Source organism: Citrobacter sp. RHB21-C05 (assembly GCF_013889015.1).
Taxonomy (GTDB): domain Bacteria; phylum Pseudomonadota; class Gammaproteobacteria; order Enterobacterales; family Enterobacteriaceae; genus Citrobacter_A; species Citrobacter_A sedlakii.
The window spans coordinates 1,892,522-1,918,360 of record NZ_CP057611.1 but is presented as its reverse complement, the minus strand read 5'-3'; the positions used below and the strand labels follow the sequence as shown (position 1 = coordinate 1,918,360).

Annotated in this window: 30 protein-coding genes; 14 read left to right on the top strand and 16 right to left on the bottom strand. The window is 55.9% G+C overall.

The window, feature by feature from the left end; all coding sequences use genetic code 11:
- Nucleotides 1–63 precede the first annotated feature (63 nt).
- Complete coding sequence (locus HVX72_RS09260) at nucleotides 64–1,257, top strand: MFS transporter (RefSeq protein ID WP_181823050.1); 1,194 nt, start codon at nucleotides 64–66, stop codon at nucleotides 1,255–1,257.
- Nucleotides 1,258–1,335: 78 nt separating this feature from the next.
- On the opposite strand, the gene flgL is transcribed toward HVX72_RS09260, so the two are convergent.
- The 11 genes from flgL to flgB form a co-directional block, all read right to left on the bottom strand.
- The gene (gene flgL, locus HVX72_RS09255) at nucleotides 1,336–2,289 is read right to left on the bottom strand and encodes a flagellar hook-associated protein FlgL (protein ID WP_042283746.1); all 954 of its coding nucleotides are present in this window, start codon (nucleotides 2,287–2,289) and stop codon (nucleotides 1,336–1,338) included.
- A 14-nt stretch (nucleotides 2,290–2,303) separates the two neighbouring features.
- Nucleotides 2,304–3,944 carry a flagellar hook-associated protein FlgK gene (gene flgK / locus HVX72_RS09250; RefSeq protein WP_181823049.1) on the bottom strand — a complete coding sequence of 547 codons (1,641 nt, stop codon included), beginning with the start codon at nucleotides 3,942–3,944 and terminating at the stop codon, nucleotides 2,304–2,306.
- Between the two features lie 65 nt (nucleotides 3,945–4,009).
- Complete coding sequence (gene flgJ, locus HVX72_RS09245) at nucleotides 4,010–4,960, bottom strand: flagellar assembly peptidoglycan hydrolase FlgJ (RefSeq protein WP_181823048.1); 951 nt, start codon at nucleotides 4,958–4,960, stop codon at nucleotides 4,010–4,012.
- Entirely contained in the window at nucleotides 4,960–6,057 is a 1,098-nt protein-coding gene (locus HVX72_RS09240) for a flagellar basal body P-ring protein FlgI (protein ID WP_042283752.1), read from the bottom strand. The genes flgJ and HVX72_RS09240 overlap by 1 nt, the downstream gene beginning before the upstream one ends.
- Before the next feature lie 12 nt (nucleotides 6,058–6,069).
- Nucleotides 6,070–6,768, bottom strand: a complete 699-nt coding sequence (gene flgH, locus HVX72_RS09235; protein ID WP_042283754.1) for a flagellar basal body L-ring protein FlgH — start codon at nucleotides 6,766–6,768, stop codon at nucleotides 6,070–6,072.
- Nucleotides 6,769–6,825: 57 nt separating this feature from the next.
- Nucleotides 6,826–7,608 carry a flagellar basal-body rod protein FlgG gene (gene flgG, locus HVX72_RS09230; protein ID WP_042283756.1) on the bottom strand — a complete coding sequence of 261 codons (783 nt, stop codon included), beginning with the start codon at nucleotides 7,606–7,608 and terminating at the stop codon, nucleotides 6,826–6,828.
- A gap of 13 nt (nucleotides 7,609–7,621) precedes the next feature.
- Nucleotides 7,622–8,377 carry a flagellar basal body rod protein FlgF gene (locus HVX72_RS09225; protein ID WP_042283758.1) on the bottom strand — a complete coding sequence of 252 codons (756 nt, stop codon included), beginning with the start codon at nucleotides 8,375–8,377 and terminating at the stop codon, nucleotides 7,622–7,624.
- A gap of 20 nt (nucleotides 8,378–8,397) precedes the next feature.
- Nucleotides 8,398–9,672, bottom strand: coding sequence for a flagellar hook protein FlgE (gene flgE / locus HVX72_RS09220; protein WP_181823047.1), 1,275 nt, complete (start codon nucleotides 9,670–9,672; stop codon nucleotides 8,398–8,400).
- A gap of 25 nt (nucleotides 9,673–9,697) precedes the next feature.
- Nucleotides 9,698–10,396, bottom strand: a complete 699-nt coding sequence (gene flgD, locus HVX72_RS09215) for a flagellar hook assembly protein FlgD (RefSeq protein ID WP_181823046.1) — start codon at nucleotides 10,394–10,396, stop codon at nucleotides 9,698–9,700.
- 11 nt (nucleotides 10,397–10,407) lie between these two features.
- Nucleotides 10,408–10,812 carry a flagellar basal body rod protein FlgC gene (gene flgC / locus HVX72_RS09210; protein ID WP_042283764.1) on the bottom strand — a complete coding sequence of 135 codons (405 nt, stop codon included), beginning with the start codon at nucleotides 10,810–10,812 and terminating at the stop codon, nucleotides 10,408–10,410.
- Nucleotides 10,813–10,815: 3 nt separating this feature from the next.
- Nucleotides 10,816–11,232, bottom strand: coding sequence for a flagellar basal body rod protein FlgB (gene flgB / locus HVX72_RS09205; RefSeq protein ID WP_042283766.1), 417 nt, complete (start codon nucleotides 11,230–11,232; stop codon nucleotides 10,816–10,818).
- A gap of 156 nt (nucleotides 11,233–11,388) precedes the next feature.
- Here flgB and flgA point away from each other — a divergent pair, with 156 nt between their 5' ends.
- The 3 genes from flgA to flgN all read left to right on the top strand — a co-directional run bounded on the left by flgA (nucleotide 11,389) and on the right by flgN (nucleotide 12,861).
- Nucleotides 11,389–12,048: a flagellar basal body P-ring formation chaperone FlgA gene (flgA, locus tag HVX72_RS09200; RefSeq protein WP_181823045.1), complete on the top strand. Its 660-nt coding sequence runs from the start codon at nucleotides 11,389–11,391 to the stop codon at nucleotides 12,046–12,048.
- Nucleotides 12,049–12,140: 92 nt separating this feature from the next.
- Entirely contained in the window at nucleotides 12,141–12,434 is a 294-nt protein-coding gene (flgM, locus tag HVX72_RS09195) for a flagellar biosynthesis anti-sigma factor FlgM (protein ID WP_042283772.1), read from the top strand.
- Nucleotides 12,435–12,438: 4 nt separating this feature from the next.
- A complete protein-coding gene (flgN, locus tag HVX72_RS09190) occupies nucleotides 12,439–12,861 on the top strand; it encodes a flagella biosynthesis chaperone FlgN (protein WP_181823044.1) in 423 nt (140 codons plus the stop codon).
- Between the two features lie 94 nt (nucleotides 12,862–12,955).
- Here flgN and murJ read toward each other — a convergent pair whose 3' ends face one another.
- The 4 genes from murJ to rimJ form a co-directional block, all read right to left on the bottom strand.
- Nucleotides 12,956–14,491, bottom strand: coding sequence for a murein biosynthesis integral membrane protein MurJ (gene murJ, locus HVX72_RS09185; RefSeq protein WP_042283776.1), 1,536 nt, complete (start codon nucleotides 14,489–14,491; stop codon nucleotides 12,956–12,958).
- 109 nt (nucleotides 14,492–14,600) lie between these two features.
- Nucleotides 14,601–15,524 carry a Gfo/Idh/MocA family oxidoreductase gene (locus tag HVX72_RS09180; protein WP_181823043.1) on the bottom strand — a complete coding sequence of 308 codons (924 nt, stop codon included), beginning with the start codon at nucleotides 15,522–15,524 and terminating at the stop codon, nucleotides 14,601–14,603.
- Between the two features lies 1 nt (nucleotide 15,525).
- A complete protein-coding gene (locus tag HVX72_RS09175; RefSeq protein ID WP_181823042.1) occupies nucleotides 15,526–16,176 on the bottom strand; it encodes a YceH family protein in 651 nt (216 codons plus the stop codon).
- Between the two features lie 10 nt (nucleotides 16,177–16,186).
- Nucleotides 16,187–16,771 carry a ribosomal protein S5-alanine N-acetyltransferase gene (gene rimJ, locus HVX72_RS09170; protein ID WP_042283783.1) on the bottom strand — a complete coding sequence of 195 codons (585 nt, stop codon included), beginning with the start codon at nucleotides 16,769–16,771 and terminating at the stop codon, nucleotides 16,187–16,189.
- A gap of 260 nt (nucleotides 16,772–17,031) precedes the next feature.
- Here rimJ and mdtH point away from each other — a divergent pair, with 260 nt between their 5' ends.
- The 10 genes from mdtH (at nucleotide 17,032) to HVX72_RS09120 (ending at nucleotide 24,486) form a co-directional block, all read left to right on the top strand.
- A complete protein-coding gene (gene mdtH, locus HVX72_RS09165) occupies nucleotides 17,032–18,240 on the top strand; it encodes a multidrug efflux MFS transporter MdtH (RefSeq protein ID WP_181823041.1) in 1,209 nt (402 codons plus the stop codon).
- A gap of 63 nt (nucleotides 18,241–18,303) precedes the next feature.
- A complete protein-coding gene (gene grxB, locus HVX72_RS09160) occupies nucleotides 18,304–18,951 on the top strand; it encodes a glutaredoxin 2 (RefSeq protein WP_181823040.1) in 648 nt (215 codons plus the stop codon).
- A gap of 129 nt (nucleotides 18,952–19,080) precedes the next feature.
- Entirely contained in the window at nucleotides 19,081–19,641 is a 561-nt protein-coding gene (locus HVX72_RS09155; protein WP_042283790.1) for a lipoprotein, read from the top strand.
- Nucleotides 19,642–19,743: 102 nt separating this feature from the next.
- Nucleotides 19,744–20,790 (top strand): dihydroorotase, encoded by a 1,047-nt coding sequence (gene pyrC / locus HVX72_RS09150; protein WP_181823039.1) that lies wholly within the window; start codon nucleotides 19,744–19,746, stop codon nucleotides 20,788–20,790.
- Between the two features lie 75 nt (nucleotides 20,791–20,865).
- A complete protein-coding gene (gene dinI, locus HVX72_RS09145) occupies nucleotides 20,866–21,111 on the top strand; it encodes a DNA damage-inducible protein I (protein WP_042283794.1) in 246 nt (81 codons plus the stop codon).
- Nucleotides 21,112–21,411: 300 nt separating this feature from the next.
- Nucleotides 21,412–21,666, top strand: a complete 255-nt coding sequence (gene bssS / locus HVX72_RS09140) for a biofilm formation regulator BssS (RefSeq protein WP_042284725.1) — start codon at nucleotides 21,412–21,414, stop codon at nucleotides 21,664–21,666.
- A gap of 130 nt (nucleotides 21,667–21,796) precedes the next feature.
- A complete protein-coding gene (gene solA, locus HVX72_RS09135) occupies nucleotides 21,797–22,918 on the top strand; it encodes an N-methyl-L-tryptophan oxidase (RefSeq protein ID WP_181823038.1) in 1,122 nt (373 codons plus the stop codon).
- A gap of 49 nt (nucleotides 22,919–22,967) precedes the next feature.
- The gene (locus HVX72_RS09130; protein ID WP_042284727.1) at nucleotides 22,968–23,081 is read left to right on the top strand and encodes a YceO family protein; all 114 of its coding nucleotides are present in this window, start codon (nucleotides 22,968–22,970) and stop codon (nucleotides 23,079–23,081) included.
- 260 nt (nucleotides 23,082–23,341) lie between these two features.
- Nucleotides 23,342–23,914, top strand: a complete 573-nt coding sequence (locus tag HVX72_RS09125; protein WP_060571358.1) for a cytochrome b — start codon at nucleotides 23,342–23,344, stop codon at nucleotides 23,912–23,914.
- Nucleotides 23,911–24,486, top strand: a complete 576-nt coding sequence (locus HVX72_RS09120; RefSeq protein WP_042283797.1) for a YceI family protein — start codon at nucleotides 23,911–23,913, stop codon at nucleotides 24,484–24,486. The genes HVX72_RS09125 and HVX72_RS09120 overlap by 4 nt, the downstream gene beginning before the upstream one ends.
- A gap of 97 nt (nucleotides 24,487–24,583) precedes the next feature.
- On the opposite strand, the gene HVX72_RS09115 is transcribed toward HVX72_RS09120, so the two are convergent.
- The gene (locus HVX72_RS09115) at nucleotides 24,584–25,636 is read right to left on the bottom strand and encodes a rhodanese-related sulfurtransferase (protein ID WP_181823037.1); all 1,053 of its coding nucleotides are present in this window, start codon (nucleotides 25,634–25,636) and stop codon (nucleotides 24,584–24,586) included.
- Nucleotides 25,637–25,839: the final 203 nt, after the last annotated feature.

Sequence of the window (25,839 nt, the reverse complement as noted above, 5' to 3'; positions counted from 1 at the left end):
CTGCTACCCGACCACGGTGTATGAGAGAAAAATAGCCTCACACCCGTCATTGAGGACAGCAGTATGAACACACCTTCCCGTTGGCTTATTTTAGTACTGGCGCTGGGCGCCGGATTTAGCGTTGCCGCCATTTATTATTCCCAGCCGCTGTTGCCGTTAATGGGGGAAGATCCTGGCATGAGCATCACCGGCATGGGGTTGGTTCCCACCCTGACGCAAGCCGGTTACGCGTCAGGCATTCTGTTTTTATTGCCGCTGGGCGACCGTTTTGACCGCCGGATGTTGATTCTGATAAAGAGCGTCGTCCTTGCCCTGCTGCTACTGATCTGTAGCGTGAGCGAATCCGCCTCTTTCCTGCTGCTGGTCAGCCTTCTCATTGGCATGGCGGCCACCATGGCGCAGGATATTGTTCCGGCGGCGGCGATCCTGGCGCCGGAAGGGAAACAGGGAAAGACCGTAGGCACAGTGATGACCGGCCTGTTGTTGGGGATCCTGCTGTCACGTACCGTCAGCGGCCTGGTGGGCGAAGCGTTTGGCTGGCGTGAGATGTATCAGCTTGCCGCTGTCAGCATCGCGCTGGCAGGTCTGCTGCTATGGAAAGCGCTGCCGCCGTTTGCCGCCCACTCCACCCTGAACTATCCGGCGCTGTTAGGCACCATGGCGCAGCTATGGCGGCGTTACCCAGCCCTGCGCCGGGCGGCGCTGGCGCAGGGTGCGCTTTCTGTCGCCTTTAGCGCCTTCTGGTCAACGCTTGCCGTGATGTTGGCGGAACACTACCGGATGGGCAGCGCTGCGGCGGGCGCGTTCGGCATCGCCGGCGCGGCAGGCGCGCTGGCGGCCCCGCTGGCAGGCCATCTGGCGGATAAAATGGGCGTGGAGAAAGTTGCGCAACTCGGCGCACTGTTGGTGACACTCTCTTTCGCCGTAATGTATGCCTTACCGTTTCTGTCCGCGCCGGGTCAATGGGTTCTGATCGCGCTTTGCGCCGTCGGGTTCGATCTGGGGCTGCAGTCAAGCCTGGTGGCGCATCAGAATCTGGTGTACAGCCTTGAGCCTCAGGCCCGGGGTCGCCTCAACGCCCTGCTGTTCACGGTCGTGTTTATCGGTATGGCGCTGGGGTCGGTGGTCGGCAGTCAGGTTTACGCGCGGGCAAACTGGCCAGGTGTCGTGACGCTGGCAACGCTATGCGGTGCCGTTGCGCTGGCTATCCGCATGACGGCAAAACGCCAGCCTGCACAGCCGCAGACAGAACGCTAAAAAAATGCCCGCCCCGGGGTGTACTGGAGCGGGCAGACAAAACATACCCAGTTTCTTGATATGTTTCAAAACGAGCGGTTAACGGTTGAGCTGAAACAGCGACATTCCCTGCATGTCTGTAAAGGCTTTATACGAGGCCTGCAGCGCCGCCTGTTGCATGACGTACGAGGAGATCGCCTCGTTCCAGTCAACGTCGACCAGATTACTCATCTGCTGCTTTTGTCCCAGCGCGCGGTCGCTGCCTAGCGTGTCGAGAGAACTGAGTTCGCTCAGTTGCGTACCCAGCTCCGCCCGTACGCTCAGCACATTGTTCAGTGAATTTTTCAGCCCGCGGTTGGTTTTATCAATCACCGCCTGAGCTTGCTCTTTCAACGCTTCATCGTCGCCTACCGCGGTATTGAGCGAGTCGATGGCTGAGTCCAGCATTCTGAACAGGTTCGTTTCGGATGGTTTACCGTCAGGCTCCGGTACCGCGTTGCTGGTAATGGAATTGAAGATGTCGCTGCCAATATGACCAATGACCATCGAGCGCGCCGAGTCCACCTGCTGCTTAATGCTTTCGGTGCCGCCGTTATAGGTCCCGTCCGCCTGAGCGAACGGGGGCGTTTCGGTTTTATAGCCAGCAAAAATATAGCGACCATTGCCGTCGGTGCTGTTCGCCAGGTTCATAAGCTGATCGCGGATCCCCTGCAGATCGGTCGCCAGCGAGGCACGGTCGTCGTCGCTTAAGGTGCCGTTTCCCGCGCTGACAATTTTCTCCTGTGCCGTCTGAATCGCCGTTGTCACCTGATTCAGCACGTTTTCTTCCAGCGAGACCTTCTGCGTGGCAAAAGTACGGGCCAGCGCGAACTGGCTGTTTTGCGCCTGCGCCTGTGAAAGCACCACGGCCTGGGATGCCGCAATAGGATCATCTGAAGGATTAATAACCCGCTTCCCCGACGACATCTGCTCACCGTATTTCATCCATTCGGCCTGAGCATTGGTGATACCACGCATGTTCTGCTGGTACATCATTTGGGTACTGATACGCATGAGTTCCTTCTCCCTTAGCGGATGTTCAACAGAGCATCAAACAATGAGTTCGCCGTTTGCAGCACCTGGGCATTGGCAAGATAGTACTGCTGAAAGCGCTGCAGGTTGCCATACTCTTCGTCAAGGTTGACCCCGGAGATCGATTGCTGTTGTCGGGTCAACTGCGTAACCACATCGTTCTGAGTGGTGCTGCTGGTTTTCAGCGTCGCAGTTTTACTGCCAACATCGCTCACCAGGGTGGCATAAGCGTCGTTAAACGATTTTGACCCGCCCACGGTGGTGCCGTCGTTTTGCAGATCTAACAGCGCCTGGCCGTTACGGTTATCGCTCGCCCCTGACGTGGCGTCTTGCGCCATGGCGATTTGCGATTCATTGGTCACCTTAACGCTCATATTCATTATGGCGTCGCCGACTGGCTTCAGCGTGAAACTGTCGTTAGCATTCGCCCCGGTTCCCACCGTCACTTCCAGACCGTCAAAGGTCAGTTTTCCATTGGTGGCGGTCGCTTCAAAGCGGGTATTATCGGCCAGGCGAGTGATTTGCCATTTTGCCCCGTCGTAGACCATTTTATAGTCGGTTGCCTGTACCGCTGAGGCATCGGTCACCGCAGCGCTCACGGCTGCGCTACCGGTATTCTTGTCGTTTTTCAGTACTGCCGGGCTACCGATGGTAAAGAAATCCGTATTGGTATTGCCGTTGGCGTCATAGCCCTTGCGGTGCTGCTGGTTAAATGCGTCCGCAAACGCCAGCGCCAGCTGTCCCAGCGTGTTACGCGTCTTGTCGAGTTCTTCGGTACGGAAGCTGAGCAGTCCCCCCAGCGAACCTGTTGAAATCAGTTTTTCCGGAATTTCAATATTCCCGGCCTGCTCGTCAACATACGCCACGGTAATACGCGACGGATCGGCATGGGACGGAACCGCCGCCAGTTGACGCGCATTACTGCCCTGTACCAGCGAATAGCCGTTCGCCATTGTGATGTTATAGGTGCCGCCATCCTGCACGCTGACTTCCACGCCAACCAGTTTATTCAGTTCGCTGACCAACTGGTCGCGCTGGTCCAGCAGATCGTTCGGCGATGCCCCGCCGCCCACGCCGGTCAGACGCGAAATCTGGTCGTTCAGACTGGCGATTTGCTTACTGTAGTTATTGATCTGATCGACGCTGGAGGTAAGCGAAATATTGATCTGTTTGTCCTGGTCGCGCAGATACTGGTCGGTGGTCTTAAACTGATTCACCAGACCGTTCGCCTTGCCAATCAGCGTCTGGCGCGCCGCCGGATCTTCGGCGTTGCTCACCAGCGTTTGCAGACTGGTGAAAAAGTCCTGCATTGAGGTCGAAATGGAGCTGGTTTTGCTCGCCAGCAGGTTATCGATTTTCGACATCTGCTCGTAACGGGTCGTCAGGCCACTGCTCTGGTTCTGCGCGGCGCGCAACTGATTAGTAATAAACGCATCGTATTCGCGCTGTACGCCGGACACATACACGCCGTTACCTACCCAGCCGCCAGCGCCCAGCGTGCTGTTGGCCTGCGCCATAATCGTGGTTTGTCGGGTATATCCCGCCACGTTATATCTGGAAATATTATTACTGGCAGTATTCAGCGCCGCCTGGGCTGCATTCAACCCGCTCATGGCGTTATTAATCAAGCTGGACATGGAGGTTCCTTTTAATCCTTCAGTTACAAACCATTATCGGCAGCAGGTCGCGGGACTTGAGCCATTTAGAAGAGATTGTCGAGATTTGCGCTGTAGGCGTTGCTTACCTTCTCGCTCATCGACTTCAGCTGTTGGATCATGGTGGTCAGTTTACGCGCGTAGTGGGGGTCGGTCGCATAACCGGCTTTCTGCAGCGCCTGAGCGCCCTGCTCGGCCGTGGCGGCCGTCGTAACGGCGGCATAGCGCGGATTGCGGGTGAGCAGACCGACATAATCCGACAGCGCCTCCAGATACGAACTGTAAACGCGAAACTTCGCCTTCACCTTTTTCGCTTCGCCATTCTCGTATTCGGTGGTGGTGATTTCTGTCACCGGCCCTTTCCAGCTGGCGGACGCCTTCACGCCAAACAGGTTGAAGCTCGGCTCGCCGTTCTCGCGGCGAATTTGCCGCTGCCCCCAGCCAGACTCCAGCGCCGCCTGCGCCAGAATCAGATGATGCGGCACGCCGCTTTGCTCGCTGGCCAGTCGCGCCGGCAGCGAAAGCTGCGCCAGAAAATCTTTGCTGTCGCCGGAGAGCGGTTCGTCGCTGCTGACCGGCGCTTTCGGCATTGCCTTGCTCACCAGTTGGGTCAAGGCCTGATGTTGATAGCGGGTCACCGTTTCCAGCGGGAATTTCATCGGTACCTGCGGCACCTCTTCCACCGGTTGCGCCTGCCCCTGGGTCATCTGTTTAACCATCATTTCCGCCAGACCCAGCCCTTTACCGGCGGTCATCTGTTGGGCGATCTGCTGGTCGTACATGCTGGTATACAAACGCGTCTGATCGCTGCTGAACAGGCCATCCTTCGGCAGCGCTTCACGCATGCTTTTCAGCATCATTTGTACAAACATCCCCTCCACCTGACGCGCCACCGGACGCATGTTCGCCGCCGGGTCCTGGCCCGCTTTGGCCTTCAGATCGTTCAGGGACTGCGCGTCCCAGGCGGCGCTGGCCAGCAGTTTGCTGTCGCTAATCATCAGATAATTTCCAGTTTGGCGCGCAGGCAGCCCGCGCTCTGCATCGACTGGAGGATCGACATCAGATCCATTGGCGTCGCGCCCAGCGCGTTGAGTGCCCGCACCACGTTGTTCAGGTTGGCGCTGGACCGCACGCTTTGCAACGAGCCGCCGCTCTGGCGCAGGTCGATCTGCGTCTGCGGCGTCACTACCGTTTGCCCGCCGCCGAACGGTGTATCCGGCTGGCTGACGTTCGCCTGACGGTTAACCGTTACAGAGAGATTCCCCTGAGCCACGGCGCAGCTGTCGAGGGTCACTTCACGATTCATCACCACCGAGCCGGTACGTGAATTGATCACCACCTTCGCATCCTGCGGGGTGACGTTGACCTCCATGTTCTGAATATCGGCGAGGAAGCGGACCTGCGAACTGCCGCCGCTCGGCACCCGCACCTGAATGGTTCGCGCATCCAGCGCGGTGGCGCTGCCAAAGCCACGGGCGCGGTTGATGGTGTCCGCGATCTGCTGGGCCATGGTGAAATCTTCATTATTAAGCTGCAGATTCAGGGTATTGCCCGCCCCAAACTGACTGGGCAGCTCGCGCTCGATAATCGCCCCGTTAGTGATGCGCCCGCCGTTAAGCTGGTTCACCTGCACGCTGCTGCCACCCGCAGAGGCGCCCGCGCCGCCGACCAGAATGTTCCCTTGCGCCAGCGCATACACCTGGCTGTCGACCCCTTTTAAGGGGGTCATCAGCAGCGTGCCGCCCCGCAGACTTTTGGCGTTACCCAGCGAAGACACCACCACGTCGATGGTTTGCCCCTGACGACCAAACGCCGGGAAGGTGGCGGTCACCATAACTGCCGCCACATTTTTCAGTTGCATATTGGTGCCGGTTGGCACCGTGATGCCGAGCTGGGAAAGCATGTTGTTCAGCGTTTGGGTGGTGAACGGCGTCTGGGTGGTCTGGTCACCAGTACCGTCCAGCCCTACCACCAGCCCGTAGCCAATGAGCGAGTTTTCACGTACGCCCTGTACGCTGGTGAGATCGCGAATACGATCGGCATGGGCCAGCGTGGCGGCGAGAACCAGGACCAGTCCAACTACAGATTTAAACATGGAAGACCTCGCTTACATCGGGGACAGGTTAAGGAAGAAACGCTGGAGCCAGCCCATATTTTGCGCTTCGTTGATATAGCCGTTTCCGACATATTCGATACGGGCATCCGCCACCTGGGTTGACGGAACGGAGTTACTGCCGCTAATGGTGCGTGGATTAACCACGCCGGAGAAGCGGATGAATTCAGTCCCCTGATTGATGGCGATCTGTTTTTCACCCACGACATGTAAATTACCGTTGACCAGTACCTGATCGACGGTCACGGTCAGCGTGCCGCTGAAGGTGTTGCTGGCGTTTGCCCCCCCTTTACCGTTAAAGGTGTTACCGCCGGACGCTTCTACGTCGGCACGGGCATTGCCAAACAGTCCTTGCAGATAACGCGGCACGGTGTCAAAACCAAAGTTGGTTTTGCCGTCGCGGCTGGCGTTCGCCGACGAGCTTTTACTGGCGCTGACGTTTTCCTGCAATACGATGGTCAGCGTGTCGCCAATATTGCGCGGGCGACGGTCTTCAAACAGTGGCTGATAGCCATAGTTGATGGGCTGCGCGGACTGAAAAATCGAACCATTCGCCACCGGCGTCGGTCCCGGAACAGGCTGGGCCGAGGTCGCGCCCTGTACCAGCGGCGTGGAAGGGATCCAGGCGCATCCTGACAGCGAAACCACCAGCAGGGCCATGATCGGGTAAGCGTGCGCAGCGTTTTTTTGCATTGCCTTTATCTTCTGAAACCGGGAGCCGGTGACGCTTTCGCCTCACCGGGCATCACCTTAGAGTTGCGTCAGTTTTTGCAGCATCTGATCGGTCGTTGAGACCGCTTTGCTGTTGATTTCGTAAGCGCGCTGAACCTGGATCATGTTGACCAGTTCTTCCGCGACGTTAACGTTTGAGGTTTCGACATAGCCCTGATACAGCAAGCCCGCGCCGTTCAGCCCCGGCGTGCTCTCATTCGGCGCGCCGGAAGACTGGGTTTCGGTGTACAGGTTTTCGCCGATACTCTCCAGGCCGGTGTCATTCATAAAGGTGGTCAGGTTGAGCTGCCCCACCTGCACCGGGGCTGCCTGTCCCTGCTGGGTCACGCTGACAACGCCGTCGCGACCAATAGTAATGCTCAGCGCGTTCGCCGGAATGGTGATCGCAGGTTGAACCTGGAAGCCGCCCGCCGTCACCAGTTGACCATTCTGGTCAACCTGGAACGAACCGTCGCGGGTGTACGCCGACGTGCCGTCCGGCAGCATTACCTGAAAGAAGCCCTGACCTTTAATCGCCACATCTTTACTGTTATTAGTCTGCGACAGGTTGCCCTGGCTGTGCAGGCGTTCGGTCGCGACAGGTCGTACGCCGGTACCGATTTGCAGACCCGAAGGCAGGGTAGTCTGCTCGGAAGACTGTGCGCCAGGCTGGCGAATCGTCTGGTAGAGCAGATCTTCAAATACCGCGCGCTGGCGTTTAAAACCATTCGTGCTGACGTTTGCCAGGTTGTTGGCAATCACATCCATATTGGTTTGCTGCGCGTCCAGGCCGGTTTTGGCGATCCATAATGAACTGATCATAAAATGTCCTGTATTAACTCATCGACAGCAGTTGGTTAGCGCGCCCGGCGTTGTCATCCACGCTGGTGATAACCTTCATCTGCATTTCAAAACGTCTGGCGTTGGCGATCATGTCGCTCATCGCGGCCACCGCATTGACGTTACTGCCTTCCAGTACCCCTGACATGACGCGGATCGTCGGGTCAGCCTGCAATACCGGACCACGGGCGGCCTGAGTCGCGGCGGTCAGACGGAACATTCCGTCGTCGCCGCGCTGTACTTCATTCCCTTCAGCCTTTACCAGCTTCAGACGTCCTACCGGGGCCACCGTGTTCGCCGGATCGCCCGGATTCAGCGCCGAGATAGTGCCGTCGGCGGCAATGGTTATCTCCGACCCTTCAGGCACCGCTATCGGCCCGGCTTCGCCAATTACCGGATGCCCCTGAATAGTCAACTGACCGGTGGGGCCCACCTGAATATTGCCGTTGCGGGTATACCCTTCGCCGCCGTCGGCGGTTTGCACCGCCAGCCAGCCGTCCTGCTGCAGCGCCACGTCCAGCGGACGCGAGGTGTAGTCCATTTGGCCCGGCGTCATGTTCGCCCCCGGCGTGGAGGCCGTTACCAGCGTCCGGGTGGGCAGCGACAGCCCTTCAACCGGAACCGCTCGCAGTGCGGTAAGCTGGGCGCGGAAGCCCGGCGTCGAGGCATTTGCCAGGTTGCTGGCCGTTACCGCCTGCTGATTCAGGGTCTGGCTCGCTGCCCCCATTGCGGTATAGATTGCGTGATCCATTAAGCTATCCCGTCAGGCGCTTAGCGCAGGTTAACCAGCGTATTGAGGATCTGATCCTGGGTTTTGATGGTCTGCGCGTTCGACTGATAGTTACGTTGCGCGACGATCATGTTCACCAGTTCTTTACTGAGATCCACGTTCGAGGACTCCAGCGCGCCGTTGGTCAGTTTGCCGAAGTTACCCGTGCCCGCCGTACCCAGCAGCTCAACGCCGGATGCCTGGGTCGCCGCCCAAACGTTATCGCCCTGTGACGACAGCCCTTCGTTGTTGGCGAAGTTCGCCAGCACGATCTGCCCCAGCACCTGCTTTTGCTCGTTGGAGTAGTTGCCCACCACGGTACCGTCGTCGTTAATCTGGTAGCTGACCAGGTCCCCCGGCTTGTAGCCGTTCTGGGTGGTGGCAATGACGTTGTTCGCACCGGTGTTCTGCTGCATGGAGTTCTGCAGGCTTAAGGTGAATTCCGCCGGTTCCGCGCCGTTAACCGTGCCGGAGGTGATCCGGAAGGTTGGCGTGGCATTCGGCGTGCCGCTCAGCACCCAGTCCTGGGCCGGTACGCCAGCGTCTGGGGTATATTCTTCTACGTTATCCAGTGCGCCGTTCTCGTCGAACTTCATCTGGGCGGCTTTCACCAGCGGCGAGTTGGCTACGCTGGAATCCTGAGTCCAGACGTCCCAGGTGTTATCGCCGGTTTTCACGTAAAACACGTTGATGTCGTGCTGGTTGCCCTGGCTGTCGAACACGGTCAGCGGCGCGCGCTTGTTATAGCTGTCAGCATCGGTCGGTGAAAACGGCTTGTTAGCGGGCACTTTATCTGACGAGTTGAGGTTAATCTGCATCGCCGCGGTATCGGTACTTTTCGCGCCCATCAGCGTGTTCGGGATAGTAATCGGCCCCGGGTTCGCCCCTTGCTGAATGGTCGGCGGCGTGCCGGCTGCCGGGTAACCTGTCAGTTGCATCCCCTGCATATTCACCAGATTACGGTTTTCGTCCAGTTTGAACTGGCCGTTGCGGCTGTAGAAAACGGCGCCGTTGCTGTCCACCAGACGGAAAAAACCGTTCTGGCTGATGGCGACATCAAGGCCGCGTCCGGTATTGGTGGTGGTGCCGTCGGTAAAGTCCTGGGTGATACCCGCCACTTTTACCCCCAGCCCGACTTTGGAACCGGCGAACATATCCGCAAACGAGGCGGTACCCGATTTAAAACCGTACGTGGCGGAGTTAGCGATATTGTTACCAATGACATCGAGGTTGGTGGCTGCGGCATTCAGACCGCTAACCGCTTGTGAAAAGGCCATGTTGACTCCTGATAAGTGAGAAGGCTTAAATGATCTGCCGTACATCGTCGAGGGTGGTGGTTCCGTAAGTGCCGAGATCGAGCGTATTGCCGCCGTTACTGCGGATCACCCCTTGCACCAGCGCAAACTGCAACGGCTGCGCCACCAGTTGCGTCGCGCCGTTGCTGGCGTTGATCGCCACGTTATACGAACCGTTTGGCGCCGTGGTGCCGTCGGTCAGTGTGCCGTCCCAGGTAAAGGTATGAACGCCCGCTTTCAGCGCGCCGATCTCAATAGTGCGCACCACTTTGCCGTCTTTATCGGTGATCGTGGCGGTGACTTTATCGGCGGGCTGCTGTAGCTCAACGCCAAACGGCGTGGTCGTGGTGGTCGCGCCCTCTTCCGTTCCCTTGCCCGCCAGAATCGTGGTGCCGGGGATCATCACCCCGTGACCAATCAGCGCGCTGGCCTGCAGCGACTGGCTGTTATCGATTTGGCCCGAAATAGCGCCCAGCGTGGTGTTAAGCTTTTCGATACCGCTGACGGTACTGATCTGCGCAAGCTGAGTGGTCAGCTCGTTGTTCTGCATCGGATTGGTGGGATCCTGGTTTTTCAGTTGCGCCACCAGCAGCGTCAGAAAGCTGCTTTGCAGATCGGAAGCGTTGCTGCCGGTCAGCGAGCTGCCGCTACCGGTACTCTTCACACCGGTGTTAGTCGGATCGTTAACGTTTACCGCGATAGACATTGCCGTCTCCTTTACTGGCCAAGTGTCAGCGTTTTAAGCATCATGCTTTTAACGGTGTTGAGAACTTCTACGTTTGCCTGATAGCTGCGGGAGGCGGACATGGTGTTGACCATTTCGCCCACCACATCCACGTTCGGCATTTTCACGTAGCCATTGGCGTCCGCCAGAGGATTACCCGGCTCATAGACCAGCTTGTCCGGCGCCTGGCTTTCAATCACGTTGGACACCTTCACGCCGCCCGTCGGCGCACCGGGCGCCGCATCCACCTGAAAAACCACCTGCTTCGCGCGATACGGCTGACCGTCCGGTCCCGTCACGCTGTCGGCGTTCGCCAGATTACTGGCCGCCACGTTGAGGCGCTGGGATTGCGCCGTTAAGGCCGAACCGGCGATATCAAAAATATTCAGCAGCGCCACGGATTAGTTCCCTCCCTGTAGCACGTTCATCATGCCTTTAATCTGTCCGCTCAATGCGGTCAGGCTCATCTGGTATTTCAGGCTGTTATCTGCAAACTGCGTGCGCTCGCGGTCCATATCAACGGTATTGCCATCCAGCGACGGCTGGTCGGGAACGCGGTAAAGCAATTCCGTAGACGGTGACGAGAAGGTCTGGGCGGGAATGTGCTGCGCAGAGGTCAATGCCAGGGAAATGCCGCTGGTTTCCGGCCTTCCCCGTACCATGACTTTTTTTAACTCACTGGCAAAATCCATATCGCGCGCCTGGTAACCCGGCGTGTCCGCGTTCGCGATGTTGGCAGCCAGTACCTCCTGCCGCTGCGCGCGCAGATTCAGCGCTTCCTGTTGAAAACGTAAAGCGGCATCGAGCTTATCGAGCATATCTCCCCCGCGGATGACAAAATTCAGCCGACAGCTTAAATCCCATTACGCGCGCGTTATCGCCGGAATAAACGCAAAATGCGTCGCTATTTATTGCGTTGATGGTTGCGTCACACGGGTAGAATCCTGTCATTGCTGAAACAGCGGGAGATGACAATGCAAACGTTAAAGCGTGGAATAGCCCTGGCGGCGCTGTTGTTCAGTCCCCTGACGCTGGCGCAGGATTTAAACGCCCAGTTGACTGACTGGTTTACCCAGCGGCTGGCCGGGTTTAGCGATGAGGTGGTTGTGACACTTCGTACCGCGCCGAATCTGTTGCCACGTTGTGAATCCCCCGCCTTTAGCGTAACCGGCAGCGCGAAGCTATGGGGAAACGTTAACGTGCTCACGCGATGCGCCAACGAAAAGCGTTATTTGCAAGTCAATGTGCAGGCGACGGGAAACTATGTGGCCGCCGCGGGGCCCGTTGCGCGTGGCGGCAAGCTCGGACCTGCCAGCGTCACGTTAAAGCGTGGACGGCTGGATCAGTTGCCTCCGCGCACCGTGCTGGATATCAATCAGATTCAGGACGCGGTCAGCCTGCGCGATCTCGCGCCTGGACAACCGATTCAGCTTACGATGCTGCGCCAGGCCTGGCGAATCAAGGCCGGTCAGCGCGTGCTGGTGGTTGCCAGCGGCGAGGGATTTAGCGTTAATGCCGAAGGGCAGGCGCTGAACAACGCTGCGGTAGCCCAGAATGCGCGAGTGAGGATGTTATCGGGTCAGGTCGTCAGCGGTACCGTTGGTCCTGATGGGAATATTCTTATTAACCTGTAATCAGTTAAAGATTTTGTGGCGGCTGCCGATAGTGAAGAAACATTTGATGATAGCTGGCCGCGACAGCGTAGCCCCTCGATGAGGATGATAAAATGAGCATTGACCGTACCTCACCATTGAAACCCGTTAGCACCGTGCAACCGCGTGAAACCAGCGATACGCCGGTACAAAAGACCCGTCAGGAAAAAACCTCGACGGCAAACAGCACCAGCGTGACGTTAAGCGATGCTCAGGCCAAACTGATGCAGCCCGGCGCCAGCGATATCAACATGGAGCGCGTTGAAGCGTTAAAAACGGCGATTCGCAACGGCGAGCTGAAAATGGACACTGGCAATATTGCCGACGCGCTGATCCGCGAGGCGCAGAGCTATCTCCAGAGTAAATAAACGTATGACTCGTCTGGCAGAAATACTTGACCACATGACGGCGGTACTCAATGACCTGAAAAGGGTAATGGATGCCGAACAACAACAGCTTTCCGTCGGCCATATTAACGGTAGCCAGCTGCAGCGGATTACAGAAGAAAAAAGTTCTCTGCTGGCGACCCTTGACTACCTTGAACAGCAGCGACGCATTGAGCAGAATGCCGGGCATGGCGGCGATGATGATATCAGCGCGCGCTGGCAGGCGATTACCGAAAAAACACAGCATCTGCGCGACCTGAACCAGCATAACGGCTGGCTGCTGGAGGATCAGATTGTTCGCAACCGACAGGCGCTCGACGTGCTGAAACCGTATCAGGAACCGACGCTTTACGGCGCGAACGGTCAAACTGCCTCAGCCCACCGCGGTGGGAAAAAATTCTCTATTTAGCGCTGCCCGATGTCGCCCGACGTTTCAGGCATTCGCAATGACGATCGGCACAGGCCGGAAAAGGCGGAACGCCGCCCTCCGGCAATGACCACCATTACGCCGTCCGGCGCGCAAACTCTTTCACTTTAAAGCCCAGCACCGCCAGCGCGGCAAAGTAAGCGGCAGCGCCAGCCACCACCACCGCCATCAGGCGTAGCAGACGCCACGGCATCGTGCCCTGGGACCATTCCGGCATGATGTGCAGCATTCCCACCAGCACAGCGGACATCACCAGCACCGCAATGACCAGACGCGAGAAAAAGCCCAGCCAGCCCGGCTGCGGCGTAAAAATGTCCTGCTTGCGTAACTGCCAGTACAGCAGGGAAGCATTGAGGCAGGCGGCAAGACCGATCGAAAGAGACAGCCCCGCGTGCTTCAGCGGGCCAATAAACGCCAGGTTCATTAACTGGGTCATGATCAACGTCACAATCGCGATTTTAACCGGCGTTTTGATGTCCTGACGAGAGTAGAAGCCCGGCGCCAGCACTTTTACCACGATTAATCCCATCAGCCCCACCGAATAGGCTATCAACGCTTTTTGCGTCATCAGCGCGTCAAAGGCGGTAAATTTACCGTACTGAAACAGCGAGACGGTCAGCGGCCCGGAGAGGATCCCCAGTGCCACCGCGCTTGGCAGCGCCAGCAGAAAGCACAGACGCAGCCCCCAGTCCATCAGGCGGCAATACTCGTCATGATTGCCGCTGGCAAAACTTTTCGACAGCGACGGCAGCAGGATGGTCCCCAGCGCCACGCCCAGTACGCCGGACGGAAACTCCATAAGACGATCCGCGTAGTACATCCACGATACCGATCCCGACGTCAGAAACGAGGCGAAAATGGTGTTGATAATCAGAGAGATTTGGCTGACCGACACCCCCAGGATCGCCGGCCCCATTTGTTTGACTACCCGCATCGCCCCCGCATCGCGGAAATTAATGCGCGGCAGTACCAGCATGCCGATTTTCTTCAGGTGAGGCAGTTGGTACACCAGTTGCAGCACCCCGCCTGCAGTCACCGCCCACGCCAGCGCCAGTACCGGTGGGTTAAAATAAGGCGCCGCGAACAGTGCGAAGCCGATCATGCTGATGTTCAGAAAGGTCGGCGCAAACGCCGGGATCGAGAAGCGGTTCCAGGTATTGAGGATCGCCCCCACCAGCGAGGCCAGTGAAATCAGCAAAATATAGGGAAAGGTGATCTGCAGCAGTTTGGTGGTCAGCGCGAATTTATCGGCAGTATCGGCAAAGCCAGGCGCGGTCACCATGATCACCCACGGCGCGGCCAGCATCCCGAGGATTGTCACCACCGCCAGTGCCAGCGTCAGCAGTCCCGACACATACGAGACAAATACCCGGGTCGCATCTTCGCCCTGCTTACTTTTGTATTCCGCCAGGATCGGCACAAAAGCCTGAGAAAATGCGCCTTCGGCAAAAATGCGGCGTAACAGATTAGGTAATTTGAATGCCACAAAAAAGGCGTCGGTCGCCATACCTGCGCCAAAGATTCTGGCGACAATCGCATCACGCGCAAAGCCAAGCACGCGCGAAAACATGGTCATTGAGCTGACGGCCGCCAGCGATTTCAATAAGTTCATTTCTTGTTATTCCACACCCTACGGCAAAACGCCTGCAGTGCAGGCGTTGGAAGAGGCGCTTAGTCTACCGTGATTATGCTGAATTACTACCGGCAGTTGTGACAGATGATTATTCGCTCATCGCCTCGCGCCAGAGCTTTTCCACTACCCGCTGGGCCAGGATCGCCTGCTCGCCAGCGGTTTCCGGAACCGTCTGATTCTGCACGCATTCGATAAAATGACGCGCGCAACTGGCGAAACCGCGCTGTTCAAGGATGCTCTGCCAGCCGGGAATCGGTTTATGCACCACCCCCTGCCCGCGCTCCTCGCGCCATTCGCGCATATCGGTAACATCAATCAGGCCGCCGTCGGTCACCGCCTGCACCCATTCCCGCAGGCTTCCCGCCCGACGGTGCATACTGGTGGTGATGTGGAGTCGGCTGGTGGCGAAATGGTGTTCCGCATACAGCATTTCGCCTGCGTCGTTGGTTTGCAGACTCCCGCTGCTGAGCGCGGCAGTCCCGCCCGCCAGCCACAGCGCGGTGTCGACAACGTGCAGATAATCATCGAGCAGGGTGAACCGCAGGTCGTGTGGTCCCACGCTGTCGGTACGGTGTTTATCCATGCGCAGCGAAGCGGCGTTGCCGAGCTCCGCTTTCAGTTCGCGGTACAGCGGTGCAAAGCGGCGGTTAAAGCCAACCATCAACGTGAGCTTTTTCTCCGCCGCCAGCGCCACCAGTCGCTCAGCATCACGCAGGTTCTCAGCCAGCGGCTTGTCGACACAAACATGCACCCCCGCATTCAGCAATTCACTGACGACCGCATAATGGCTTGCGGTGCTTGAGTGGACGAAAACCGCGTCGCAGTCGCTTGCCAGGCTGGTCAGCGAGCCCGCGTAAGGGATGCGCCAGCTTGCACAGATTTTCTCTGCTTTTTCGCGCGATGGCGACCACGCAGCCTGGAGCGTCCAGTCTGCGGATGCGCCTAAAACCGGCAACCAGGCTTTTTGCGCGATACCGCCCAATCCAACCACCCCGATGCGTAATTTTTTCACGTTACTCCCCCAGGTGCGCCAACAGTGACTCGAGTCGTTGCCTGAGCTCCGCAACCTCACTTTCCAGCGCCTCTACCCGCGCCAGCAGATCGCCTGACGCCGCGGAGACGCCCGCGTCGCTTGCCAATGCCAGTTCATCCACTTCGCCGCAAAACAAATGCATGAAACGGCTTTCGCGCTTACCCGGTTCACGCGCCAGACGAACAACGTAAGGGCCATCCTCGCGCGTCGCCAGTTGTTCCAGCGTAGCGTCCACTTCAGCCATGTCGCTAAACTCATACATCCGCGAGGCGCGGCTACGCAATTCCCCTGGCGTTTGCGCCCCGCGCAGCAGCAACGTCGTGACCAGCGCCACTTCCGCCGGGCTCAGCTTCAGGTTACCGAATTCGGAATTACAGAAGCGCTGTTCATATTTGGTGACGCGATTGCCAAAACCGCTCACCGTGCGCAGGAAGTGACGTTTAACCAGATTATCAAGCTGTTCCTGCACCTCGTGTTCCGACAGGTTCATCACCGGTTCGCGGTTGGTCTTCTGGTTACAGGCGGTGACCACGCCGTTCACGGAAAGCGGATACTGTTCTGGTGTCGTGACCTGTTTTTCCAGCAGGCAGCCAATCACGCGGGCTTCCGTGGCGGTTAATTCGTATTTCATTATTTTCTCCTCACCGTCCGGGGGTCCATTCCGTTGTCGTTAACGCCGTCAGCACGTGGTCGCGCCACTGCCCGTCAATCAACAGATAATCTTTGGCGTAGCCCTCTTTCTCAAAGCCGAGTCGCGCCAGTAAATCACCGCTGCGTTTATTGTGCGGCATGTAGTTTGCCATAATGCGATGAATATGTTGCGTGCGCTGCATATAGCGAATAGCGGCGCTGAGCGCTTCAAACATCAGCCCTTGTCCCTGCCATTTTTGCGCAATCGAATAGCCCAGATAACAGGCATGAAATGAACCGCGGACTACGTTTGAAAAGTTTGCCACGCCGATGATCTCTTTTTCTTCCGGGTCAAGCAGCGCAAAGTAAAAGGCCGAGCCCTGCTTATGAAATTCGCTAATCATACTCAGCCGTGCCTGCCATCCGGAAGGATAGCAGTGGCTTTCATCGCGAATCGGTTCCCAGGGCTTTAAAAAATGACGATTTTCCGCGTAATAGTCCGCCAGACGCCAGGCATCACGCTCATGCACTAAACGCACGACCAGACGGTCAGTGGTTAAGCGCACTTTTGGCACGTTACTGCGATAGCCAAACATAGATATTTCAACTCCTTCCCGAATCGTCATGACACCCTGATTCACTTACTATACCTGTGCAAAACCGCCCTGTGAAAAGCACGATTTGCCATTATTTGAATTATTCCTGCATTTTGATAAAAACTCTCTATCAAGACGGACTTTTGATAAAAAAATATTGTCCCGGTCAGGGGTGGGCAAAAAGAGAGCAAAGCCGCAAAATAGGATCCTCTTCGCTCTGTCTACTCGGAATATTGAGAGTATTTTCCCGGGAGGGGAAAATGTCGCGCACCTCGCAGGCCAGGAACCTGGGTAAATATTTCCTGCTCATCGATAACATGCTGGTCGTGTTAGGCTTTTTCGTCGTGTTCCCGCTGATCTCCATTCGCTTTGTTGACCAAATGGGCTGGGCCGCCGTCATGGTCGGGATTGCCCTGGGTCTGCGTCAGTTCATTCAGCAGGGACTGGGCATTTTTGGCGGCGCGATTGCCGACCGTTTTGGCGCCAAGCCCATGATCGTCACCGGTATGCTGATGCGCGCCGCCGGGTTCGCCACTATGGGAATCGCCCATGAACCCTGGCTGCTGTGGTTTTCCTGCTTTCTCTCCGGTCTCGGCGGGACACTTTTCGATCCGCCCCGCTCTGCGTTGGTGGTTAAACTGATCCGCCCGCAGCAACGCGGTCGTTTTTTTTCACTGCTGATGATGCAGGACAGCGCAGGCGCGGTAATTGGCGCGCTGTTAGGTAGCTGGCTGTTACAGTATGATTTTCGTCTGGTGTGCGTGGTAGGCGCGGTGCTGTTTGTTTTATGCGCGGGCTTTAATGCCTGGCTGCTGCCCGCGTGGAAGCTGTCGACTGTGCGTATTCCGGTGCGTGAAGGGATGCGCCGCGTACTTAATGACAAGCGCTTTGTCACCTATGTGCTCACACTGGCGGGCTATTATATGCTGGCGGTTCAGGTCATGCTCATGCTGCCGATAATGGTCAATGACATAGCCGGTTCACCGGCAGCGGTAAAATGGATGTACGCCATTGAAGCCTGCCTGTCGCTGACGTTGCTCTACCCCATCGCCCGCTGGAGCGAAAAACGTTTTCGTCTTGAGCACCGGTTGATGGCCGGGCTGCTGCTGATGTCGCTCAGCATGCTGCCTGTCGGCCTGGTGAGCGATTTGCAGCAGTTGTTCACCCTGATTTGCACCTTTTACATTGGTTCGATAATCGCTGAACCGGCGCGGGAAACGCTGAGCGCGTCGCTGGCGGATGCCCGGGCGCGCGGCAGTTACATGGGCTTTAGCCGTCTTGGTTTAGCCATTGGCGGCGCGATAGGCTATATCGGCGGCGGCTGGCTGTTTGATATGGGAAAATTGCTCCAGCAGCCGGAGCTGCCGTGGATGATGCTCGGCATTATTGGCGGTATCACCTTCCTCGCGTTAGGCTGGCAGTTCAGCCATAAACGCACACCGCGAGGTATGCTCGAACCGGGCGCCTGATTTGATACCTGCTCGCGTCTCCTCCATACTGACAAAGAACCGACAGTAAAATGGAGGAGAAACGTGAAGCTTTATATTTACGATCACTGCCCTTTCTGCGTCAAAGCCCGCATGATTTTCGGCCTCAAAAACATTCCCGTCGAACTGAACGTCCTGGCCAACGATGACGATGCCACGCCGACCCGTATGGTTGGTCAGAAAATGGTGCCGATTCTGCAAAAAGACGACAGCCGCTATATGGCGGAAAGCATGGACATTGTGCATTACGTCGACAACATTGATGGCAAGCCGCTGCTGACCGGCAAGAAGGATCCGGCTATTGACGAATGGCTGCGTAAAGTGAACAGCTACGCTAACCATCTGCTCCTGCCGCGCTTTGCTAAATCAGCCTTTGACGAATTTTCCACGCCATCAGCCCGTCAGTACTTTACGCAAAAGAAAGAGGCAATGATCGGCAGTTTTGCCGACCATCTGGCTCACTCTGCGGGGCTGACGAAAAAAATCAGCGACGACCTCCGGGCGCTGGATAAGCTGATCGTTCAGCCCAACGCCGTCAACGGCGAACTGTCCGAAGACGATATTCAGCTTTTTCCCCTGCTGCGCAACCTGACGCTGGTGGCAGGCGTGAACTGGCCGACGCGTGTGGCGGACTATCGCGACAATATGGCAAAACAGACACAGGTCAATCTGTTATCATCCATGGCGATATAACCTTCGCTGGCGGCGGCATCGTTTCGCATGTCGCCGCTATTTTCAGTTTTTTCTACTGGCGCGGTTTGTGCCGGTAACACATGCTGCTCAGGTCAGGATTTTGACAATGGCAACATGTCGAGGAACCTCATGAAGACGATTTTTTTTGCCGCTGCGCTGATGGTTGGCGGCCTGCTGGTCGGCTGTAACCAGCTCACGCAGTACACGGTAAGCGAACAGGAAATTAATCAGGCACTTGAAAAACATAACAATTTTTCTAAAGATATTGGCTTACCTGGCGTCGCCGACGCCCATATCGTGCTGAATAATCTGGCGAGCCAGATCGGTCGCGAAGAACCGAATAAAGTCACCCTCACCGGCGATGCGAACCTGGACATGAATTCGCTGTTTGGCAGTCAGAAAGCGACCATCAAGTTGAAACTGAAAGCGCTACCGGTATTCAACAAGGATAAAGGCGCCATCTTCCTGCAGGAGATGGAAGTGGTGGATGCTACCGTCACGCCGGAGAAAATGCAGAGCGTCATGCAAACGTTGATGCCCTATCTGAATCAGTCGCTGCGCAACTATTTTAATCAGCAGCCGGCTTATGTACTGCGTGAAGACGCCAGCAAAGGCGAGGCGATGGCGAAAAAATATGCCAAAGGCATTGAGGTGAAACCGGGCGAAATCATTATCCCGTTCACGGACTAAACGACAAGGGCGCTCCGGCGCCTTTTTTTACGTGCAAACGAAAACGTTTCCGCTTATCCTTTGTGTCCGGCAAAAATGACATTCCCCAGCCGGAGCATATTGATGACAGCACCCTCCCAGGTTTTAAAAATCCGCCGCCCAGACGACTGGCACCTTCACCTTCGCGATGGCGACATGTTGAAAACGGTCGTGCCGTACACCAGTGAAATTTATGCTCGCGCCATTGTGATGCCGAATCTCGCGCCGCCGGTCACCACGGTGGATGCGGCTATCGCCTACCGTCAGCGCATTCTTGATGCGGTGCCTGCCGGGCATTCATTTACCCCGCTGATGACCTGCTATTTAACGGACACACTGGATCCGGATGAGCTGGAACGCGGCTTCCGCGAAGGGGTGTTCACCGCGGCAAAACTGTATCCGGCAAATGCCACCACCAACTCCAGCCACGGGGTGACCTCCGTCGACGCCATTATGCCGGTGCTGGAACGGATGGAAAAACTCGGTATGCCGCTGCTGGTCCACGGTGAAGTCACCCACGCGGATATTGATATTTTCGACCGCGAAGCGCGTTTTATCGAGACCGTCATGGAACCGCTGCGGCAGCGGCTGCCCGCGCTGAAGGTAGTCTTTGAACATATCACCACCAAAGATGCCGCCGACTATGTCCGCGAGGGCAACGAACTGCTGGCGGCGACAATTACTCCCCAACATCTTATGTTCAACCGCAATCATATGCTGGTGGGTGGGATTCGCCCTCACCTGTACTGCCTGCCCATCCTGAAACGTAACGTTCATCAGCAGGCGCTGCGTGAACTGGTTGCCAGCGGCTTTGCGCGCGCATTCCTTGGAACCGACTCCGCTCCCCACGCACGGCACCGCAAAGAGTCGAGCTGCGGCTGCGCAGGCTGCTTTAACGCGCCGATGGCGCTGGCGAGCTATGCCACTGTCTTTGAAGAGATGAACGCGCTAGCGCATTTTGAGGCATTTTGTTCATTGAACGGACCGCGCTTTTACGGGCTGCCGGTTAACGACACTTTTGTTGAACTGGTACGCGAAGAACGGTTAGTGCCGGAAAGCATCCGTGTTGCGGATGACACGCTGGTGCCGTTCCTCGGGGGTGAAACAGTACGCTGGTCCGTTAAAGCATAAAAAAATCAGCGCCGCCTGTTGTCAGTGGGTTATTTTAACTGTATAAATAACCAGTGTATTCAACAGGGGGTCATTATGCGTATTGAAGTCACTATTGCAAAAACTTCTCCGTTGCCAGCAGGCGCTATCGACGCGCTGGCTGGCGAACTCTCCCGCCGTATCACCCATCATTTTCCCGATAACGACGGAAACGTCACCGTGCGTTATGCCGCCGCGAATAATTTGTCCGTGATTGGCGCGACAAAAGAAGATAAACAGCGTATCAGCGAAATCCTCCAGGAAACCTGGGAGAGCGCGGACGACTGGTTTATTACCGACTAAAAAAGCTGTGCTGTTGTGTGTTTGCCGGGTCGCCCCGGCTTTTTTTACCACGCTATCTTTCCTGAACCGATAAACGGTTATAATTTCACCTATACTCAAAATAATTGGACAACTTACTTAAAATTAATGAACAAGATGGTGATTAATTCCCCACAATATTCCTAAAAAGGAGAAATTTATCCTTTTCCCCCTTTAAATTTACCGTGAATACCCTTATTTATTGATATACTGAAGTTGCTTCAGATAAAAACGCATTGAACCTCGAAAACCGTTGTCTTGTAACACGAATTAGGGGGCATGATGGAAAAGAATAATGAAGTCATTCAGACTCATCCGCTTGTGGGATGGGACATCAGCACCGTGGATAGCTATGATGCGCTGATGCTGCGTTTGCACTACCAGACCCCAAATCGCCCTGAAACGGACGGAACGGAAATAGGCCAAACGCTCTGGTTAACCACCGATGTTGCCAGACAATTCATTTCGATCTTAGAAGCGGGTATCGCCAAAATAGAATCTGGCGATTACCAGGAAAATGAGTACCGTCGTCATTAACGAGACGGTGATGACCACTCACAAAAGGCACCTTCATGGTGCCTTTGCCGTTTCTGGTTTGTATCACATGGGTTGTATAACGGCGTTCACTTAATTACCCTGCCCCTATCGCGACAGCAGAGAGAACCCCATGAATTACGATTTAATCATCATTGGCAGCGGCTCCGTCGGTGCGGCCGCCGGTTATTATGCCACTCGCGCCGGGCTAAACGTGCTGATGACGGATGCCCATATGCCGCCGCATCAGCAAGGCAGCCACCACGGCGACACGCGACTGATCCGACACGCTTACGGCGAAGGCGAGAAGTACGTGCCGCTGGTGCTGCGCGCCCAGGCGCTTTGGGATGCGCTTTCCACCCATAGCGACGAGCCGATCTTTGTCCGTTCCGGCGTCATTAATCTTGGCCCGGTCGATTCCCCATTTTTAGCAAACGTCGCCCACAGTGCGAAACAGTGGCAGCTTAACGTCGAGCGTATGGACGCTGCCGCTGTCATGGCGCGCTGGCCGGAAATCCGCGTTCCGGATGACTATATTGGTCTGTTTGAAGCAGACTCCGGATTTGTCCGTAGCGAGCTGGCTATCGCCACCTGGATACGCCTGGCGAAAGAAGCTGGCTGCGCACAGCTGTTCAACTGCCCGGTCACGGCAATCCGTCATGACGAAGACGGCGGCGTCACGGTTGAAACAGCCGACGGCGAGTACCGCGCGAAAAAAGCGCTGGTCAGCACTGGCACCTGGGTGCGCTCGCTGCTCCCCGAACTGCCGATCCAACCGGTGCGCAAAGTCTTCGCCTGGTACCAGGCTGACGGACGCTACAGCGGCAAAAACAACTTTCCGGCGTTTACCGGGGAACTGCCGAACGGCGACCAGTATTACGGTTTCCCGGCAGAAAACGACGCGCTGAAGATCGGCAAGCACAACGGTGGTCAGCGTATCCAGTCAGAAGATGAGCGTACACCGTTTGCCAGCGTCGCCAGCGATGGCGCAGAGGCGTTTCCGTTTCTGCGTAACGTGCTGCCCGGCATTGGTTGTTGTTTGCATGGCGCCGCCTGTACTTATGACAACTCGCCGGATGAAGACTTCATCATCGACACCCTGCCTGGTCACGACAACACGCTGATTGTCACCGGTCTTAGCGGACATGGTTTTAAATTTGCCCCGGTCCTCGGCGAGATCGCCGCCGATTTCGCGCAGGATAAACCATCCTGTTTTGACCTTACGCCATTCCGGCTGTCTCGCTTTACGGCATAATTCCCCCATGGCCTCACCCTGAGGCCATTTTTATGTGGTGAACAACATTATGCGTCGTCTGATTCATTACCTTGCTAACAATATTCGCGAACACCTGGTGCTCTACGTTATTTTGTGGTCGCTACTGCTCGTTCTGGATATTATTTATATCCTGTTCTTCTAAGCGCGATGCTTGACAATTTTTGACAAAAACTGAAGTGAAGCGGATTCTCATTGGGATTTTTTGAATGATATCCTTTCTCTCATGACGCAGCTCTGCGGTTATAAAAAAGCATTCTGCGCGAATTCCTTGATTGATTCTTAAAAGTTAAATCAAAATTATTGATTGAATTTAAAATAACGCCAGAGTTGTTATTTTTTAGTTGCAATAATGTCTATTCCACGCCATTTTCATTCAATCCCGAAATATTAAATGGTGTGTTTATGCAGTTATCAAATACTCCTCAACGTTATGGTTATCTCTCCGTTGCGCTGCACTGGCTCACCGCCGTGGTGGTCTACGGGATGTTTGGCCTTGGATTGTGGATGGTGTCGCTCAGTTATTACGATAGCTGGTATCACCAGGGGCCGGAACTGCACAAAAGTATCGGCATTTTGCTGATGTTCGGTCTGCTGGTGCGCGTCGTGTGGCGTGTTATCTCGCCGCCGCCTGCCGCGCTGAAAAGCTACTCTACTCTCACCCGTATTGGCGCAACGCTGGGTCATATCACGCTGTATCTGCTGCTGTTTGCCATTGTCATCAGCGGTTATTTGATCTCAACCGCTGACGGCAAGCCGATCAGCGTATTCGGCTGGTTTGAGATTCCGGCGACCTTCGCCGACGCAGGCGTCCAGGCTGACCTCGCCGGTAGCGTACACCTCTGGCTGGCCTGGACGGTTGTCATTCTTTCCGTTCTGCATGGCCTGATGGCCTTCAAACACCACTTTATCGATAAAGACGACACCCTGAAACGCATGTTGGGGAAATCGTCATCTGACTATGGAGCTCAAAAATGAAAAAAAGCCTGCTGGGTTTAACCCTCGCCTCTTTGCTGTTTACTACCGGTTCCGCCGTGGCGGCCGACTATAAGATTGACAAAGAAGGACAACATGCCTTTGTTAATTTCCGTATTCAGCATTTAGGCTACAGCTGGTTGTACGGGACGTTTAAAGACTTTGACGGCACCTTTACCTTCGATGAGAAGGATCCTACTGCGGATAAAGTCAATGTCACCATTAACACCAATAGCGTTGATACCAACCACGCCGAGCGTGATAAGCACCTGCGCAGCGCTGATTTCCTGAACGTGGCGAAGTTCCCGCAGGCCACCTTTACCTCCACCAGCGTGAAGAAAGACGGCGATGAACTGGATATCACCGGTAATCTGACCTTAAACGGCGTTACCAAACCCGTCACCCTGGAAGCGAAGCTGATCGGTCAGGGGGATGATCCGTGGGGGGGGAAACGCGCGGGCTTTGAAGCGGAAGGCAAAATTAAGCTGAAAGACTTCAATATTACTAAGGACTTGGGTCCGGCATCACAGGAGGTAGATTTGATTATCTCCGTGGAGGGCGTGCAGCAAAAATAAACCTGGCGAGAAGCCCGATGGGGTTACACTTGTCGGGCCTGAAAAATGGCAATCCAGGGTCGGCCGGATGAGGCGTTTCATCGCCATCCGGCCAGGGTCATTCGGCAGGGTCTGAAATACCGAGAGCGGTATTCAAACGGCCACGAGACTTATTGAAAATCTTATTGCCATTTTCACGCCCCGCGCGGCGGCGACGTTGTTCGTCTTCCGGCAGTGCGCTCTCTTCACAGCACAGCTCGCTGCAGCACCCCTTAAACTTCTCTGCGCAATCCGGGCACTGAATGAACAACAGGTGACAACCGTCGTTTTTGCAGTTGGTGTGGCTGTCGCAAGGCGCGCCGCACTGGTGACAGTGCGCAATCACCTCATCGGAAATACGCTCACCCATACGCTCGTCAAACACGAAGTTTTTACCGATAAAGCGCACCGGTAACCCCTGCTCGCGGGCTTTACGCGCATATTCGATAATACCGCCTTCAATGTGCCACACCTTATTAAAGCCATTATGCTTCATCCAGGCGCTGGCCTTTTCACAGCGAATCCCACCGGTGCAGTACATCACAATCTTTTTATCTTTGTGCCCCTGCATCATCTCAACCGCTTTTGGCAACTGCTCGCGGAACGTGTCAGCCGGGATTTCCAGTGCGTTCTCAAAGTGGCCCACTTCGTACTCATAGTGATTACGCATGTCGATAAACACAGCGTCCGGATCGTCAAGCATGGCGTTCACCTCGGCGGCCTTGAGGTAGTCTCCAACGTTGCTGGCGTCAAAGTCCGGATCCTCAATGCCATCAGCCACAATGCGGTCACGCACTTTCATGCGCAGAACCCAAAAGGATTTGCCGTCATCATCCAGTGCGATGTTCAGACGCAGCCCCTCCAGCGCGGGATCGAAGGCGTACAACTGCTGGCGGAAGCGCTCAACCTGACTTTGCGGCACGCTGATCTGGGCATTGATCCCCTCGTGCGCCAGATAGACGCGACCAAAAACGTTCAACGACGTTAAGGTTTGATACAGCGCATCACGGGTGGCCTGGGGGTTTTCAATGGTAAAATATTTATAGAATGAGATCGTCGTGCGGGGTTCAGTTTCCGCCAGCATCCTGGCTCTGAGCACATCATTGGAAATGCGGTTGTGTAACACTGGCATGGTGTACGGTTCCTGCAATAGGTGAAAAACAAAATCGGGCGGCATCATATAGCAATCGCTGCCAATTTACATCCACACATTTTGCGCTACATTTCATGCTTCACGCTAAAAAATTCACAACATTTGTTCTTTTTGTCACCACTCTCAGGGCGCAAATTTTTGCTGGACGCGAAAAAGTGCGACAATACAGATAATTGCCCGTT